We start from the raw sequence: 15,769 nt of genomic DNA on the forward strand, positions 1-15,769 counted from the left end.
CTTTCCACAAAAGCCCTCGACGGGGCCGCCGGAAGCAGGGTTTTCCGTTCTGACCAGGGGGAACCACAGGGGCGGCCCCGCTGACTCCGCCAGATGATGTTGTGCCATAAGGTGTTTTCCTGTTGCCGACGCTGCCCGTTTTGGCGGTTGTTCCGCCGGGTTGCGTCGTTGATCCGGCGGCGCCGAGCTGGTCATGTTATGTCTACAGCTATGTGGCTGAACGACGCGAAGCTGTCTTGAAATGCTTGCGGCAGCGAGTTAGTTTGTAACTTCCGTCACTGCCCGGTGGTCCCCTCTGACCCCGGCGTGCCTGGCGACAAGGAGGTCGCGATGACCGGGAGAGTGCCGCCGCTGGCGATCGGGCCGAGCAGGCCGAGCGGACGTGACCAGGTGACGGGTGGCTCCCTGGTGACCACTTCGTCGAGAGAAGTGGCTCGCGCCTGGGAAAGTTTTGCCGGGGGCGAAGACATCGAAACGGGCGTCCGGCCTGAGATCCTCGCGTCCTGGTACCGCTGCCGCGATCGGTACGAGGTGGATCGGAGGTTGGACGTCGCTCCGGGAGCGCTGGGCGACGACTCCCCGCGTATCGACAACGGCGTCATCTTCACCGCGCTCGGCGGCCTCGGTGCGATGGCCGGTCAGGAAGTGGAAGAGGATGGCGCCGTCGTCACCGTCACGGACGGGGACGGGCGAGTCCTGGGGGCCTGGGGTGATCCCTCCGCGCAGCGGCGGGCCGAGCTGCACAACCTCGCTCCGTGGTCGTCGTGGTCGGAGGAGTGCACCGGCACGAACGGGATGGGGACCTCGCTCGAGGTGTCCGGCCCGGTCACGGTGACCGGGCCGGAGCACTGGTGCGAAGCCTTCCACCAATGGGCCTGCGCGGGCATTTCCATCCGTGACGTGGTGACCGGCGCGCCGGTCGCGTCGATCAACATCTCGCGGTGGAACGCTTCGCTGTCCAAGCTCGTGCCGTCGTGGCTGACAACAGCAGTCTCGTGCGTCGAACAGGAGATTTACCGGCGTGCCGTCTACGAGGCGGACAAGGTGATCTCCGAGTTCAACAAGAAGTGTGCCCAGGCCAATGGTCCGTTCATGGCGATGGACCGGGGTGGAAACGTGATCACCGCGAACGAGGCCGCCGTCGCGTTGCTCGGGTTGGCCGGCGAAACCACCATCGTCGCGGGCGCGATCGAGCCGGCGCAACGCTGGATGCCGGATATCTCAGGGCTTCCTGAGGTGGTGCGGTGGGCCAAGGAACGGGCACAGGGCAGTACACAATGGAGCGGCTACGCGTACCTGCCGGTGAGCCCGGGGGAGGAAGCGACTCCGGTGACCATGCGGCCCGTTGTCGACTCGAACCACGTGGTGGGCATGCTGTGCGTGTTCGGCGTGCAAGAGGGCGAGCCGTACGAGAGCACTTCGGAATCGGACGTCGGCCCGCTGCCCCGGCGCGTGATCGGGATGCGCAACGACCGTCTGGTTCTGCTTGCCCCGTCTGAGATCCGCTACGCCGAGGCGGACCGGAACATCGTCTGGCTGGTCACGGAACGGGGGAGGATCCAAGCCGCGACTCGTGGCCTGGAAAACGTCGAGCGCTTACTGACGCCCTACGGGTTCAGCCGGGTGCACCGGCGTTTTCTGGTCAATCTCCGCCGGGTGGCGGAACTGGAGCGGGGGATCAAGGGTGAGCTCTTCCTGATCATGGATTCCCGCTCCCACGAGTTCGTTCCCGTGTCGCGACGCCACGCGCCGGAGCTGCGGCGGTTGCTCGGCGTCTGACCGAAACCGGTCCGCGCCAAGGGAATCACCGCTGGGCGCGGGCGGAGAGGGCCTGTGCCTGGCGGCGCAGGCCCTCCACGGCGTGCGCCGGATCGTCGGCGGCGTAGACGGCCGAGCCGGCGACGAAGCAGTCGACGCCGGCCTCGGCGGCCTGTTCGATCGTGTCGGTGTTGATGCCGCCGTCGATCTCCACGACCAGGTTCAGGTGGCCGGTGTCGACCATCCTGCGCGCCTTGCGGACCTTGTCGAGCACGTCCGCGATGAACTTCTGGCCGCCGAACCCGGGCTCCACGGACATCACCAGCAGGGTGTCGTAGTGCTTGAGCACGTCGACGTACGGTTCCAGGGGTGTGTTCGGCTTGATCGCCAGCCCCGCCTTCGAACCCGCGGCGCGCAAGTCCTTCGCGAGCTTGACCGGATCGTCGGCGGCTTCGACGTGCACGGTCACGTTGTAGGAACCCGCTTCCGCGTAACCGATCGCCCAGTGATCCGGGTTCTCGATCATCAGGTGGCAGTCCAGCGGTAGGTCCGTGGTGGCCAGCAACGACTGCACGACCGGCAGGCCCAGGGTCAGGTTCGGCACGAAGTGCGCGTCCATCACGTCCACGTGCAGCCAGTCCGCTCCGCGGCCTGGTTTTCCTTGCACGGCAGCGACTTCGTCGGCGAGCCGGGCGAAGTCGGCGGAGAGGATGGACGGCGCGATCAAGGGCTGGTTCGACACGCCGTCAAGCGTAAAGCAGCGTGGGTCGATGGGTGGGTATTTGTTGTGCGCATTGGGGGATTGTGTTTTTGCATGTGGTGGAGTGTTGCCGGTTTTCGGGTGGGTGAGGATTGTTGTGGGGGCTATCGGTTGGTTGGTCGGCGGGTTCGCCGTCGGTGGGTTGTGAGGAGATCGTTGTGCGGTTGCAGGTGGCGTTGGATGTGTTGGATCTGCCGGCGGCGTTGACGTTGGCGAATCAGGTGGCTGAGCATGTGGACATTTTGGAGTTGGGGACGCCGTTGGTGAAGTCGGCGGGGATCGCGGCGGTGAGTGCGATCAAGGCGGCTCATCCGGACAAGCTGGTGTTCGTGGATTTGAAGACCGCGGATGCGGGTGAGCTGGAAGCGGCGCTGGCGTTCGAGGCGGGCGCGGACCTGGTGACGGTGATGGGTGCGGCTGATGACGACACTGTGCGCGGTGCGGTGGCGGCGGGTCGTAAGTACGGCAAGCAGGTCGTGGCGGACATGATCACGGTGGTGGAGGGCCGGGTCGCGCGGATCCGGGAGGTCTCGAAGCTGGGTGTGTCCTTTGTGGAGATCCACGCCGGTCTGGACGAGCAGGCCCGCCCCGGTTACACGATCGACACCCTGCTGGAAGACGGCCGCCTCGCGGGTGTGCCGTTCTCGATCGCGGGCGGGATCAAGATCGACACCATCGCCGCGGTCCGCGAAGCCGGCGCCACGGTCGCTGTTGCGGGGGGTGCGATCTACAACGCGGCCGACCCGGGTGCCGCAGCGAAGGAACTCAAAAAGCGCGCCACCGCCTGACCGAACCCACTCGCTGTGTGCCGGGCACCGGCTCGGCACACAGCGAAAAAGACCCGATATCACATTTTCTAATTTGGCCGGAATGTGCCGAGTGAGAATTATCAGGAGTGCGCGTCCATGGCAGCAAACGGATCGATCTCCCGTTCCCGCGCGATCGAATCAGCCGAAGAGCTTGTTCGCTTGACCACCAAGCGACTCCCCGAAGACTGGACCGAGTTGGACCGGCGTGCGGTGGACACCGCCCGCGTGCTGGCGGCGGACGCGGTCGAGCACTGCGGGAGCGGGCACCCCGGCACGGCCATGAGCCTCGCGCCCGTCGCCTACGCGCTGTTCCAGCGGGTCATGCGGCACGACCCCGCCGACGCGCAGTGGCTCGGCCGGGACCGGTTCGTGCTGTCGGCCGGGCATTCGAGCCTCACCCTGTACATCCAGCTGTTCCTCTCCGGCTACGGCCTGGAGCTCGACGACCTGAAGGCCCTGCGCAAGTGGGGTTCGCTGACCCCTGGTCACCCCGAGTACGGGCACACCAAGGGCGTGGAGACCACCACCGGCCCGCTGGGCCAGGGCCTGGCCACCGCGGTCGGGATGGCCATGGCCGCCCGCCGCGAGCGTGGCCTGTTCGACCCGGACGCCGAGCCGGGCAAGAGCCCGTTCGACCACCAGGTCTACGTGATCGCCTCGGACGGCGACATCGAGGAGGGCGTCACCTCGGAGGCTTCGTCGCTGGCCGGCACGCAGCAGCTCGGCAACCTCACGGTGATCTACGACAGCAACGAGATCTCCATCGAGGACGACACCCGCATCGCGCTGTCCGAAGACACCGCCAAGCGCTACGAAGCGTATGGCTGGCACGTCGTCACGGTCTACGGCGGTGAGGACGTGACCGGGATCCTGGCGGCGATCGAGCAGGCCAAGGCCGAGACTGCCCGCCCGACCCTGATCGTGCTGCGCACCGTGATCGGGTACCCGGCCCCGACCAAGATGAACACCGGCAAGGCGCACGGTGCCGCGCTGGGCGCAGACGAGCTCGCCGCGGTCAAGCGCGCCGTGGGCCTGGACCCGAAGCAGAGCTTCCAGGTCGACGACGACGTGCTGCGCCACACCCGTGAGGTGGCCGAGCGCGGGCGGGCCGACCACGAGAAGTGGCAGCTGGAGTTCGACGCCTGGGCGAAGAGCAACCCGCAGCAAAAGGCGCTGCTCGACCGCATCAGCAGGCGCGCGCTGCCGGCCAGGTGGGCCGACGATCTGCCCACCTGGCAGCCCGACGCCAAGGGCGTCGCCACCCGCAAGGCGTCGGCCGCGGTACTGGCCAAGCTCGGCGCGGTGCTGCCGGAACTCTGGGGTGGGTCGGCGGACCTGGCCGAGAGCAACAACACCACGATCAAGGGCGCTGACTCCTTCGGCCCGGTCGAGATCTCCACCAACGCCTGGCAGGCCAACCCCTACGGTCGCACGCTGCACTTCGGTATCCGCGAGCACGCGATGGGTTCGATCCTCAACGGCATCGCGCTGCACGGCGGAACCCGCCCGTACGGCGGTACCTTCCTCATCTTCAGCGACTACATGCGCCCGGCGGTGCGCCTGGCCGCGCTGATGCGGCTGCCCGTCATCTACGTGTGGACGCACGACTCGATCGGCCTCGGCGAGGACGGCCCGACGCACCAGCCCGTCGAGCAGCTGGCGTCCCTGCGCGCCATCCCCGGGATGTCGGTGGTCCGCCCGGCCGACGCGAACGAGACCGCGTACGCCTGGAAGGCCGTGCTGGAGGACACCGCCGGCCCGGCCGGGCTGGCGCTGAGCCGCCAGGACCTGCCGACGCTGGAGGGCACCTCCGCCGAGGGGGTGGCCCGCGGCGGTTACGTCCTCGCCGAGGCTTCCACGGGGCGGCCCGAGGTGCTGCTGGTCGGTACTGGTTCCGAGGTGCAGCTGGCCGTGGCGGCCAGGGAGGTGCTCGAGGCCGAAGGGGTGCCCACCCGCGTCGTGTCGGTGCCGTGCGTGGAGTGGTTCGACCGGCAGGACCGGTCCTACCGGGACAAGGTGCTGCCCCCGTCGGTGCGCGCGCGGGTGGTCGTCGAAGCCGGTATCGCGCAGCCGTGGCACCGGTTCGCCGGCGACGCGGGAGAAATCGTGTCACTGGAGCACTTCGGTGCTTCGGCCGACTTCAAGACCCTGTTCAGCCAGTTCGGCATCACCACCGAGGCCGTGGTCGAAGCGGCCCGGCGGAGCGTGCGCGCCGCGCGGCCGTGAATTCGTTGTCCTACTTGAGTTGTGGAGGAAGATCTCGGTGACGCACTCGATTTCGAAGAAGCTCGACACCGGCCTGTTCGTGGACGCAACGCGAGCTGTCATCGGCGAAGTCGACCGGGTGAGCGCGGGGGTGCAATCCCCGTCCTGGATCCGGGCCGGCGCGTTGTTGCTCAAGGCTCCGGCCGTGTTCACGATCGGCACCGGGCGCAGCGGGCTGGCTCTGCAGATGGCCGCGATGCGGTTCATGCACCTCGGACTCCCCACCCACGTCGTCGGAGAGGTGACCGCGCCGGCGATCGGCGCGCGCGACGTCCTCGTGGCGGCGTCGGGCTCGGGGACCACGGCGCGCGTGGTGCGGGCCGCTCAGACCGCCCGTGACCAGGGCGCGGACGTGATCGCGCTGACCACGGCGGCGGAGTCACCGCTGGCCAAGACCGCGACCGAAGTGCTGATCATCCCGGCCGCGGACAAGCAGGACTTCGACGGTGCCGCCTCCGTGCAGTACGCCGGCAGCTTGTTCGAGCAGTCGGTGCTGCTGACCACCGACGCACTGTTCCACGCGTTGTGGAAGACCAGCGGGAGCCAGGCCCGCGAACTGTGGCGGCTGCACGCGAATCTCGAGTGACCGCAACGCAGGTGCCGCGATCTCACTGTCCTGATGCTACAGACGAGAAGAGGAGTTCGAGATGCAGTATCAGACTGAGGTCGAAGCGCGGACTTGCGTTGACATCCACACTTTGGAGGCGGTGGCGCTGGCCGCCACCTGCCGCGCCGCGGTGGCCAGCTACGCCTGGGTGGGCCGGCACGACCAGAAAGGCGCCGACGCGGCCGCGACCGCAGCGATGCGGGCGGCGCTGGCCGACGCGCCCGGGCGCGGGACCGTCGTCATCGGGGAGGGCGAGAAGGACGACGCCCCCATGTTGTTCAACGGTGAGGTCGTGGGCAACGGTCACGGCCCGGACTTCGACATCGCCGTCGACCCCCTTGAGGGAACGTCGTTCTGCGCGAAGGACCTGCCCGGTGCGCTGGCCACGATCGCGTTCGGCGAACCGGGCACGCTGTGGTCACCCGGGCCCGGGTTCTACATGGACAAGATCGTGGTGCCCGCCGCGGCGAAGGACGTCATCGATCTCGACGATCCCGCCGAGGTGACCTTGGCCAACGTCGCCAAGGCGCTCGGCAAGCAGGTCAGCGAGCTGCGCGTGGTCATCATGGACAAGCCGCGGCACAAGGACCTGATCGCCCGGGTGGTGCGGGCCGGCGCTGCCGTGCAGACCCCGGCGGGCGGCGACGTCGGGGGCAGCCTCGCGGTGCTCCTGCCGACGCTCGATGTCGACCTGCTCATCGGAGTCGGCGGCACGCCCGAGGGAGTGCTGACCGCCGCCGCGGTCCGGGCACTGGGCGGCGGGATGCTGGGCCGCCTGGCCCCGCAACGCGCCGACGAAGCGGACGCCATCCGCGCCGCGGGCATGTCCCTCGACCGCGTTTACGAGTGTGCCGAGCTCGTCACCGGCGACGCGTTTTTCGTCGCCACCGGCGTCAACGGCGGGCCGCTGGTCGGGCGGCCGCGCACCGGTGCCGGGGCGACGATCACCGAATCGCTCCTGATTTCCCGGGGCCAGGTTCGCCACGTAACACACACCACCTTCGACTGACTTCCCGGCTGGTTCGCGCTCAACGCGAACCCCGTTGACCATCGAGATCAAGGAGACACGGTGACGTTGCACCTGGACGACCTCGGCGTTCGCCGCCTCGGCGAGTGCCGTTACGACTCGCCGTTCTCCGAGATGCTCTCCACCAAGCAGACCTCTCCGCACTACGTCGCGGAAGGCGACCGGGTCCTGCTCGAGGACACCGTTTCCATGCTCGCCGAGCACAGCCTCCCGCCCGGCCAGGTGCCGAGTTTCGAAGCCGCCGGTCCTCGGCGGAAGATCTATTTCGACCCTCCGCGCGTGACCGCCGGCATCGTCACCTGCGGGGGGTTGTGTCCCGGGCTCAACAACGTCATCCGCGGTCTCGTGCAAGAACTCGCGGTGCACTACAAAGTCAAGCGGATTCTGGGTTTCCGCAACGGTCTGCAGGGCCTGACGGAACAACACCGCTACGACACCGTCGACCTGACGCCCGATCGCGTCCGCGACATCCACAACGCCGGCGGCACCATCCTGGGCAGCTCGCGCGGCGGCCAGGACGCCGACGAAATGGTCGACAGCCTCGTCCTGCGCGGCGTCGACATCATGTTCGTCATCGGCGGCGACGGGGGGATGCGCGCGGCGACGTTCCTCAGCAAGGCGATCCGGGCGCGTGGTCTGGACATCGCCGTCATCGGGGTGCCGAAGACGATCGACAACGACCTGCCCTTCACCGACCAGTCATTCGGGTTCCAAAGCGCGTTCGCGCGGGCCACCGACTTCATCACCGCGGTCTCCGTCGAAGCCGCGGCCAGCCCGAACGGCGTCGGGATCGTGAAGCTGATGGGCCGGCACTCGGGTTTCATCGCCAGCTATGCCGCGTTGTCCGCCAACGCCGCGGACATCGTCTTGATCCCCGAGATCCCGTTCGCCCTCGAGGGAGCGGACGGCCTGCTGGCCCACGTGGAGCAGCGCGTGAGAGCCAAGGGTTTCGTCGTCATCGTCCTCGCCGAGGGAGCGGGCCAGGACCTCCTCGAAGAACACGGCCTGCCTCAGCTCAACGGCCGCGACGCATCCGGCAACGTCAAACTCGGCAACATCGGGGAACTGCTCAAGGAGCGCATCACAGCACACCTGCTGTCCGTCGGCCTGCCCCCCACGATGCGCTACATCGACCCGAGCTACGCGGTCCGCAGCATCGCCGCCAACGCCTACGACGCCGTCTACTGCCTGCGGCTGGCCCATGCCGCGGTGCACGCCGCCATGGCCGGCCACACCGAAGCCGCCGTCGCCCGCTGGCGGCGCCGCTTCGTCCACGTCCCGCTGTCCCTCATGACCAGCCGCCGCAACCAGGTCGACCCCGACGGTGACCTGTGGATGTCGGTTCTCGAAACCACCTGCCAACCGGCTGAGTTCGGTTCGGCACCGGACCGGGTCCGGGTGCGCTCGGGGTTCTGCTGACGTTCCGGGCAGGTCGAAGTTCGGGAGGCCCTGCCTGGCCTGCCGAACGCGGCGTCGATCCGGCGTGGGCGCGGGCGGCGTTCAGCGCTGAAACCTCACCCCTGTACGGAGCCCGACGCCGACCACGTCGGGGAGTCCACCGCGGAGTATTCCTCGCCTTGGCCGTCGAGGCGGCGCATGCGGCGGGAGGCGCGTTCGGCGAGGACGGTGGGGTCCAGAGGGGGCACGAAGGCGTTGTCCACCACGGTGTATTCGGCGGCGAGGCGGCCGATGGGGGCGATGGCGCCGAAGTCGATGCGGCCGTTGACGTAGAGGTCGTCGCGGACGTAGAAGTTGACGACTTCGCCCCAGACGATGTGGTGGAGGCCGTCGGGGGCGGAGAAGATCTGGTCCACTTTGCACTCGAGGGCGACGGGCGCGTCCTTGATGCGTGGGGGTTTCACGAGAGCCGAGGCGACCTTTTCGACGCCCACCGCGTCGAACTCGTCGACGTCGGGTTCGAACTCGGTGGCGCTGCGGTGCAGGGCGAAGGCTTGGGGCAGCGTGGCCATGTTGGTGACGAACTCGCCCGTGTCGCGGATGTTGACGAAGCTGTCCTTGAGTGTCGCGCCGTCGGATTTCGGTTGGATGGACAGGGAAACCTTGGGCGGTTTGCGGCCGACGCAGGTGAAGAACGACACGGGCGCGAGGTTGCCGACGCCGGACGTCGACTCCGTGCTGATCCACGCGATGGGGCGCGGGATGATGCTGCCGATGAGGAGCTTGTACGCGGACTTCGCGTCCAGGCCTGCGGATTCGATGTTCATTCAGTCCCCCAGCAGTGCGACGGCGCCGTACCAGACGGGGCCCGGGTTGAGGCGCTCTGGGTGCAGGCGCAGGATTTCGTCGTAGAACTCGCGGGCGGTCGGCTTGGTGTCGAGCAGGCGGATGACGTCGAGCAGGTAGGCGCGCGTCTGGTCGATGGTGAGCGGGTCGTCGGGCAGGTCCTTGTTCTTGTGGCCGGCGACGACGGCGCGCGGCTTGAGTTCGGCGATCCGGTCGAGCGCGCGGAGCCATTCCTGCAGGCCGCCGTCGCCGCCTTCGAGGATGTACTGGTGGATTCCGTTGTAGACGGTGTCGCCGGCGACGACGAGGCCGAGGTCCGGCACATGGAGCACGGAGGTGGCGTCGGTGTCGGTGTGGCCGACGTCCACCGCGCGCACGACGTGGCCCTCCAACAGGAAACCGTCTTCGGGGATCGGTTGCGCCAGTACGGGTGACGGCGGGATGCGGCCGGGGAAGTCGAGGTCCCACATCTGAGCGCGGCCGTCGGTGGCCTGCTTGTGCATCACGTCGATGGTGCCGGGCGTCGCGTAGACCTGGGCGCCGGGGAACTGGCCGAGCAGCTCGGCGGTGCCGAACCAGTGGTCACCGTGGCCGTGGGTGGCGAAGATGTGGCGCAGGCGTTTGCCGCTGCGGGCGACCCAGCCGGCGACCTCGCGGATCTGGAAGTCGAGGAACGGCGGGTCCACGAGCACGGCGTCTTCGGCCCCGGTGATGAGCGTCGTGGAGACCGGCGAGGAGATGATCGGCTCGCCCGTCGGAAGGGTTTGGCCGCGCTCGCGTCTGGCGCCGGCGGTGACCAGGAGGTCATAGGACAGGGTGGTCATGGGGTTCGCCCTTTCGACATAACTGTAATGGAATTAGCTCTGTCTTGTCACAGTATGCGGCGGGGCGAGCACGTTGCCGTGGTGGAGTGACGCAGGTCTCGTGCCAACGAGAAGAAATAACCCAATGAGCTACACGTCTGTCCTTGGCGAAGGTCACGGTCCACAAGGGACCGTCAGTGCCGCGTGACCTCTGCCAGCTCGAACTCCATCAGGCCGAGGGAGACGAACGGCAGCTGCGCCAGCTTGGCTTCCGCGTCTTCGCGTGAGGCGGCTTCGACGACGTTCACCACGCCCGGGCCGGGTTGCAGGAAGAAGACTTCCTGGATGAAGCCCTCGGCGCGCAGGCGGTCGAACTCGCGGACCTCTTCGGGCATGTGGGCGGCGGTTTCTTCGGGGCGCAGGATTCGGCCCGTCGCGAGGAAGTACATGGTTTCTCCTGGTCAGTGGCCGGATTTGCGGGCGCGGTGGGTCGCGACGTTGGCGCGGTTGCCGCAGAGCTCGTAGGAGTGCCAGCGGCGCGTGCGGCTGCGGGTGGTGTCGTAGAAGACCTTGGCGCACTCGTGGTTGGCGCAGATCCGAAGGCGTGACCAAGTGCCGGTGGCCACGAGCTCGGCGACGTGCAGCGTGATGCCGCCGACGACCGCGTCGCCGGTGATCTGGTGGGGGACGACCTCGCCGGGGGTCGAGAAGTCCTGGGTGAAGGCGACGCCCGACGTGCGTTCGGTGAACGTCGTCCAGGCCTCGGCCGGGTCTTCGGTGGTCAGGAGCGTCATCAAGTTGCCCCGCAGGCCGCGGACGAGGTCCAGGCGCTGGGGCGGGATGGCGCCGGCGTCCTGGCCGAAGGGGGCCAGCAGGGTGTGGGCGAGGGCTGGGTCGTCGAGTTTGTCGGCGTGGATGGCGTAAGTGCGGGAGTTGAGCAGGTCCACGACCGCGGCCGCGGTCGACGGGACGCTCGCCTCCGAGGCGGCAGTGGTGGTCATGGCGTCAGCGTACGTGAAATGGTCTTTTTTGAAAAGATCTTTACAGCTTCGCCGGAAGGGTGCTAGAACGGTAATCGTCAAAGTTCCGAAGACGATTACGGAACACCTTCACTTCAAGGGGAACTCCCATGAGTCAGCTCATCCTCACCGGCGTCGGCGACGCCAACATCCGCATCGAGCGCAACGCGGACCTGGCACTCGGCGACGGCGACGTGCTGGTGACCCTGGAGGCCGCGCCCGTGAACCCGGCCGACTTCCTGCTCGCCAACGGCTGGTACGGCGTGCAGCCGCAGATCCCGAGTGTGCTCGGTTCGGAGGGTGTCGGCCGCGTCGCGAGCGTCGGCCCGAACGTGGACGCGGCGCTGGCCGGCAAGCGCGTGGTCATCCTGCCGACGTACGAGCAGGGCACCTGGGCCGACCAGGCCGTGGTGCCGGCGCGCAACCTGGTTGTGGTCCCCGACGACGCCGACGCGCGGCAGCTGGCGATGCTCGCCATCAACCCGGCGACGGCGTACCTGCTGCTCAGCCGCTACGTCGACCTCAAGCCGGGCGACTGGATCGGACAGAACCTCGGCAACTCGGCCGTCGGGCAGGCCGCGGTCGCGCTGGCCAAGCGGGCCGGCGTGAAGACGCTCAGCATCGTCCGGCGCGAGGACGCCGCCCAGCAGGTGCGCGACCTCGGCGGTGACCTGGTGCTGGTCGATGGCGAGGACCTCGGCGAGCGCATCGCCGGCGCGTTGGACGGCGCGCAGCTGAAGCTCGTGCTCGACGGTGCGGCCGACGCCACCGCCGGCGCGCTGGCCACGGCGCTCGAGTTCGGCGGCACGGTGGTCGCGTACTCGTCCGCGACGGGCGCGGCGGCCCAGCTGCCGCTCGGCGACCTGATCTACCGCGAGCTGAACCTGCGCGGGTTCTGGCTCATCAACTGGATCCGCACCGCGCCGCGTGAGGAAATTCAGCGCGTTTACGGCGAGCTGGCCGACCTCGTCGCGAAGGGCGTGCTGAGCGCGAAGGTCGAGGCGACGTACCAGCTCGAGGACTACCAGGCCGCGTTCGACCACGCTCGCAAGCCCGGTCGTGCGGGCAAGGTGCTGTTCACGTTCTGAGAGTGGTGCTTCGGATGTCGGGACTTCCTTGACATTCAGGAAGACGACCGGTCATATTTAACCCGGTGCGGGCGCGGCCGACCTCCAGCGGCGGCGCCCGCACCCACCCTTCACGGAGAAGAAATGCCTACCTACCAGGCGTTCCAAGTCACCGGGACGCGCCAGTTCGAGCTGGTCGAGCGCACTCTCGTCGAGCCACTGCCGGGCCAGGTCCGGATCCGCGTCGAAGCGTGCGGCATCTGCCACTCCGACGTCGCGGCCGTCGAGGGGATGCGCGAAGACCCCTCGGCGCCGATCGTGCCGGGCCACGAGGTCGTCGGCGTGATCGACGCGGTCGGGGCCGGGGTCCACGCGTGGCACGTCGATGACCGCGTCGGCGTCGGGTTCCTCGGCGGCCACTGCGGCGAATGCGAGCGGTGCCGCCGCGGCGACTTCATCAACTGCACCGACCAGCCCTACACCGGGACCACAGTGGACGGTGGCTACGCCGAATACGCGTACGTGCGCGCCAGCGGCCTGGTGCGCGTGCCCGAAGGGATGGACGCGATCACCGCCGCGCCACTGCTGTGCGCCGGACTGACCACGCTCACCGCGCTGCGCTTGGCGGATGGGCGCCCGGGTGCTTTGGTTGCGGTGCAAGGGATCGGTGGGCTGGGGCACCTCGCGGTGCAGCAGGCCAAGCACCTCGGCTTCCGCGTCGCCGCCATCGCGCGCGGCACGGACAAGGCCGAGCTCGCGACCGAACTGGGTGCCGACGTCTACCTCGACAGCACAGCCGAAGACCCCGGCACGGCCCTGCAGAAGCTGGGCGGCGCGGAAACGATCGTCGCGACGGCGGTCAGCGGCGCGTCGATGTCTCCGCTGGTCACGGGCCTCGCGCCGCAGGGCCGTCTCATGGTGGTCGGCGCCGCACCCGACCCGATGTCCGTGCAGACCATGGACCTGATCTTCGGCACCCGCACGATTGCCGGCAGCCTCACCGGCAGCGCGATCGACAACGAGGACAACCTCGCCTTCAGCCTCGCGCAGGGCATCCGTCCCTACACGGAGGTCCGCCCGTGGGCCGAGGCGCCGAAGGCGTACGACCACATGATGACGGGCCACGCCCGGTTCCGGGTCGTGCTCGACCACGCTGCTTGACCGCCTGGTCGGGAAACCCCGGGGACGCCTGAGGTTCCCGACCAGTGGTACGGGCCGACGGAGTGACCGCACGGGCATGGCGTCGGCGAGTGCCCGACCGTGCTGCCTCAGCGGCCGGCCGGGGCATTCCGCGGACGCCCGGGATTTTCGGTCGGGGGAGTGACCTGCGTGGGTGTGGTGTCGGGGAGCGCCAGACCGCGTTGCACAGCCCGCCGGCCGGAGAACCATGGGGACGCCTGGGGTTTCCCGGCCAGCGGCGTTCCGAGCCGTTGCGCGAGGCGCATCGGTGGTGGCCGTGACGTTGCCGGGGAGGGCCGTGGGCGAGGTGCCCCGCCTGCGGTGGCGGTGCGCCAGAGGCTTCGCCGCTCGGCAGGCGCGCTCGACCCTCGGCCATCACCGGCCCGCGAGCGCGGTTTCTCCGGCGGACTGCGACGAATCGCCGACTCACACCCCCGTTCGGACGAACTCGTGGCCGGACATGTCTTCCAGGGTCACCGCGGCGACTTCCGACGCGGGCATGCTGGCGGAGCCGTACAGCTCAGCCCCGTCACCCGTGGCCGAGGTCGAGAACTGCCAGCCGCCCGTGAGCTGGCGGGTGCCGTCCTTGCCGAGGACGACCAGGCGGCACTGGGTGCCGTCCGGGAGGCCTTGGACGTGGGCTTCCACGCGGACCCAGCCGCTGGCCGGGGTGACGGCGGCGGAGAGGTGGGTGGGGCCGGCGGAACCGGTGAGCAGCACAGGGTCGGGCCTGGGTGCGACGGCCAGGTCCGGGTCGGGGGCGGCGGCCGGGAGCAGGGGCGGTGCGGTGCCGGTGTGGCCGAGCAGCGCGCCGAGGCCGAGCGCGGCGGCCGCCACGGCCACGGCAGCCGTGGCGGCCAGCGTTCTGCCGCGCCGGCGCGCACCCGACGCTTCGGAGCGCACCTGCCGCAACGTGCGTTGCAGCAGTAGGTCCGCGTCGTCGGGTGGGCCGTCGAGGAGCAGTTCGGGCGGGATCGCCTCGAGGAACTCCTGCATCTCGCGCACTGATTCCACCTCCTTCCGGCAGTGCTCGCAGGTCATCGCGTGGGTGTGGTCGAGGGGGTCGTCGTTCACGCGGCACCCACCGGTTGCCGACCGCCGAACGATTCGCGCAGCAGGCGCAGGGCGCGGTGCGAGCGCGACTTCACGGTGCCTGCCGGAATGCCCAGCTGCGCTGCGGCTTCCGGCACCGTGTGGCCACGCAGGTACACCTGCTCCAGCACCTCGCGGTGTTCGGGCGACAGGCCGTCGAGCGCCTCCCGCACCACGATCGAGTCGACCACCGCCGAGGAGTGGTCACGAGCGACCGGCACGGTCGTCGGCGATTCGGCGACCTCCGTTGGCCGGGCCGCGCGCGCCCGGACCTTGTCGACGACGAGGTTGCGTACGACCGTGAGCAGCCACGCCCGTACGGAACCCTTGCCGTTGACCAGGCTGTCCGGGTTGCGCCACGCACGGACCAGCGCCTCCTGCACAACGTCCTCCGCCGCCGCGCGGTCGCCAAGCAGCCGCGTGGCGTAGGCGAGCATCGCCTTGCCGTGTTCGGCGAACAACGTCCGCACGAGTGCCTCGTCGGCCACCTGCCGGCGGGCTCGCATCCCGGTCATCCGTCACCACCCTCTCGTCCGTTGCTCTGAAAACGGACGCCGGCCTGGGGGTGGTTCACCGATCTCGAAGATTTTCTACCCGTCGTCCGGAGAGCGCACCGGCTTCACGTCGACCACGGGGGTGCCGTCGATCGCTTCGAGGTGCGAAACGAGCACGCGCAACCCGTCGACCTCGACGATCTCCGCGCGGTGCAGCCCGATCGGATTCGGCCGCGCGGGCGAGCGTGTGCTGAACACCCCGGCCATCGCGCGCGTCGGATCGCTGCGCGGGCGCACGGACAGCACCGAGCGGTCGGCCAGGTGCAGCCAGGTGAACACGAGCACCTGCTGACCGGCTCGCAAATCGCGCAAGCCTTCGCCGACAGACGGAGAAAACACCAGCCACGCCGGGGGCGCGCCTTCATCAGGTTGTTTCGGCGCCCCGTCGAGGTCCGTCAACGAGGATTCGACATGGGCGATGGGCTGGAGCTCGAAGTGGGTCATGCCTCGGAAGCTACCGCCGCCATCCGACAACAACCGGCCACGAAGCCGAAATGGACCAAGGTTGTCCACAACGCCCGAACGGCTGTGGACAACCTTGGGGACCCAGCGGTGACAGGGGATGAGCGCGCCACCGCCGGGGGG

Annotated in this window: 16 protein-coding genes; 8 read left to right on the forward strand and 8 right to left on the reverse strand. The window is 68.9% G+C overall.

Translation table 11 applies throughout. The annotated features are described in order from the left end of the window. The first annotated feature begins 408 nt into the window (after positions 1–408). On the forward strand, positions 409–1,779 hold the full coding sequence (locus K1T34_RS19705; protein ID WP_255638593.1) for a DNA-binding protein: 1,371 nt from the start codon (positions 409–411) through the stop codon (positions 1,777–1,779). Between the two features lie 25 nt (positions 1,780–1,804). Here the strand turns inward: K1T34_RS19705 and rpe are convergent, their stop codons facing one another. Then, positions 1,805–2,500: a ribulose-phosphate 3-epimerase gene (gene rpe, locus K1T34_RS19710; protein ID WP_255638594.1), complete on the reverse strand. Its 696-nt coding sequence runs from the start codon at positions 2,498–2,500 to the stop codon at positions 1,805–1,807. A 176-nt stretch (positions 2,501–2,676) separates the two neighbouring features. Between rpe and hxlA the strand changes: the two genes are divergently transcribed. The 5 genes from hxlA (at position 2,677) to K1T34_RS19735 (ending at position 8,645) form a co-directional block, all read left to right on the forward strand. After that, on the forward strand, positions 2,677–3,306 hold the full coding sequence (gene hxlA / locus K1T34_RS19715; RefSeq protein WP_220245704.1) for a 3-hexulose-6-phosphate synthase: 630 nt from the start codon (positions 2,677–2,679) through the stop codon (positions 3,304–3,306). Positions 3,307–3,423: 117 nt separating this feature from the next. Then, complete coding sequence (gene tkt / locus K1T34_RS19720; RefSeq protein WP_220245705.1) at positions 3,424–5,553, forward strand: transketolase; 2,130 nt, start codon at positions 3,424–3,426, stop codon at positions 5,551–5,553. Between the two features lie 37 nt (positions 5,554–5,590). Next, positions 5,591–6,178, forward strand: a complete 588-nt coding sequence (gene hxlB, locus K1T34_RS19725) for a 6-phospho-3-hexuloisomerase (protein ID WP_220245706.1) — start codon at positions 5,591–5,593, stop codon at positions 6,176–6,178. 61 nt (positions 6,179–6,239) lie between these two features. Further along, positions 6,240–7,208: a fructose-bisphosphatase class II family protein gene (locus K1T34_RS19730; protein WP_220245707.1), complete on the forward strand. Its 969-nt coding sequence runs from the start codon at positions 6,240–6,242 to the stop codon at positions 7,206–7,208. A gap of 60 nt (positions 7,209–7,268) precedes the next feature. Beyond that, the gene (locus K1T34_RS19735; protein ID WP_220245708.1) at positions 7,269–8,645 is read left to right on the forward strand and encodes an ATP-dependent 6-phosphofructokinase; all 1,377 of its coding nucleotides are present in this window, start codon (positions 7,269–7,271) and stop codon (positions 8,643–8,645) included. 95 nt (positions 8,646–8,740) lie between these two features. Here K1T34_RS19735 and K1T34_RS19740 read toward each other — a convergent pair whose 3' ends face one another. The 4 genes from K1T34_RS19740 to K1T34_RS19755 all read right to left on the reverse strand — a co-directional run bounded on the left by K1T34_RS19740 (position 8,741) and on the right by K1T34_RS19755 (position 11,274). Continuing rightward, positions 8,741–9,451, reverse strand: coding sequence for a flavin reductase family protein (locus tag K1T34_RS19740; protein WP_220245709.1), 711 nt, complete (start codon positions 9,449–9,451; stop codon positions 8,741–8,743). Beyond that, positions 9,452–10,294: an MBL fold metallo-hydrolase gene (locus tag K1T34_RS19745; RefSeq protein ID WP_220245710.1), complete on the reverse strand. Its 843-nt coding sequence runs from the start codon at positions 10,292–10,294 to the stop codon at positions 9,452–9,454. Between the two features lie 173 nt (positions 10,295–10,467). Continuing rightward, entirely contained in the window at positions 10,468–10,722 is a 255-nt protein-coding gene (locus K1T34_RS19750) for a hypothetical protein (RefSeq protein WP_220245711.1), read from the reverse strand. A gap of 12 nt (positions 10,723–10,734) precedes the next feature. Then, positions 10,735–11,274, reverse strand: a complete 540-nt coding sequence (locus K1T34_RS19755; protein ID WP_220245712.1) for a CGNR zinc finger domain-containing protein — start codon at positions 11,272–11,274, stop codon at positions 10,735–10,737. 128 nt (positions 11,275–11,402) lie between these two features. On the opposite strand from K1T34_RS19755, the gene K1T34_RS19760 reads away from it, so the two are divergent. Both K1T34_RS19760 and K1T34_RS19765 read left to right on the forward strand, forming a co-directional pair. Further along, positions 11,403–12,380 carry a zinc-dependent alcohol dehydrogenase family protein gene (locus K1T34_RS19760; RefSeq protein ID WP_220245713.1) on the forward strand — a complete coding sequence of 326 codons (978 nt, stop codon included), beginning with the start codon at positions 11,403–11,405 and terminating at the stop codon, positions 12,378–12,380. 123 nt (positions 12,381–12,503) lie between these two features. Then, positions 12,504–13,520 carry an alcohol dehydrogenase gene (locus K1T34_RS19765; RefSeq protein WP_220245714.1) on the forward strand — a complete coding sequence of 339 codons (1,017 nt, stop codon included), beginning with the start codon at positions 12,504–12,506 and terminating at the stop codon, positions 13,518–13,520. A gap of 444 nt (positions 13,521–13,964) precedes the next feature. Here K1T34_RS19765 and K1T34_RS19770 read toward each other — a convergent pair whose 3' ends face one another. The 3 genes from K1T34_RS19770 to tsaA all read right to left on the reverse strand — a co-directional run bounded on the left by K1T34_RS19770 (position 13,965) and on the right by tsaA (position 15,628). Then, positions 13,965–14,612, reverse strand: a complete 648-nt coding sequence (locus K1T34_RS19770; RefSeq protein WP_255638596.1) for a hypothetical protein — start codon at positions 14,610–14,612, stop codon at positions 13,965–13,967. Next, the gene (locus K1T34_RS19775; protein ID WP_220245715.1) at positions 14,609–15,145 is read right to left on the reverse strand and encodes a sigma-70 family RNA polymerase sigma factor; all 537 of its coding nucleotides are present in this window, start codon (positions 15,143–15,145) and stop codon (positions 14,609–14,611) included. The genes K1T34_RS19770 and K1T34_RS19775 overlap by 4 nt, the downstream gene beginning before the upstream one ends. A 75-nt stretch (positions 15,146–15,220) precedes the next feature. Continuing rightward, the gene (gene tsaA / locus K1T34_RS19780; protein WP_220245716.1) at positions 15,221–15,628 is read right to left on the reverse strand and encodes a tRNA (N6-threonylcarbamoyladenosine(37)-N6)-methyltransferase TrmO; all 408 of its coding nucleotides are present in this window, start codon (positions 15,626–15,628) and stop codon (positions 15,221–15,223) included. Positions 15,629–15,769 lie beyond the last annotated feature (141 nt).

Origin of the sequence: Amycolatopsis sp. DSM 110486, assembly GCF_019468465.1 — a bacterium.
Taxonomy (GTDB): Bacteria; Actinomycetota; Actinomycetes; order Mycobacteriales; family Pseudonocardiaceae; genus Amycolatopsis.

Excerpts from the sequence above, each read along its gene's own strand:
- tkt (WP_220245705.1), top strand. The coding sequence starts at position 3,424 with ATGGCAGCAAACGGATCGATCTCCCGTTCCCGCGCGATCGAATCAGCC.
- K1T34_RS19730 (WP_220245707.1), top strand. The coding sequence starts at position 6,240 with ATGCAGTATCAGACTGAGGTCGAAGCGCGGACTTGCGTTGACATCCAC.
- K1T34_RS19740 (WP_220245709.1), bottom strand. The coding sequence starts at position 9,451 with ATGAACATCGAATCCGCAGGCCTGGACGCGAAGTCCGCGTACAAGCTC.
- K1T34_RS19745 (WP_220245710.1), bottom strand. The coding sequence starts at position 10,294 with ATGACCACCCTGTCCTATGACCTCCTGGTCACCGCCGGCGCCAGACGC.
- K1T34_RS19750 (WP_220245711.1), bottom strand. The coding sequence starts at position 10,722 with ATGTACTTCCTCGCGACGGGCCGAATCCTGCGCCCCGAAGAAACCGCC.
- K1T34_RS19755 (WP_220245712.1), bottom strand. The coding sequence starts at position 11,274 with ATGACCACCACTGCCGCCTCGGAGGCGAGCGTCCCGTCGACCGCGGCC.
- K1T34_RS19760 (WP_220245713.1), top strand. The coding sequence starts at position 11,403 with ATGAGTCAGCTCATCCTCACCGGCGTCGGCGACGCCAACATCCGCATC.
- K1T34_RS19765 (WP_220245714.1), top strand. The coding sequence starts at position 12,504 with ATGCCTACCTACCAGGCGTTCCAAGTCACCGGGACGCGCCAGTTCGAG.
- K1T34_RS19775 (WP_220245715.1), bottom strand. The coding sequence starts at position 15,145 with ATGACCGGGATGCGAGCCCGCCGGCAGGTGGCCGACGAGGCACTCGTG.
- tsaA (WP_220245716.1), bottom strand. The coding sequence starts at position 15,628 with ATGACCCACTTCGAGCTCCAGCCCATCGCCCATGTCGAATCCTCGTTG.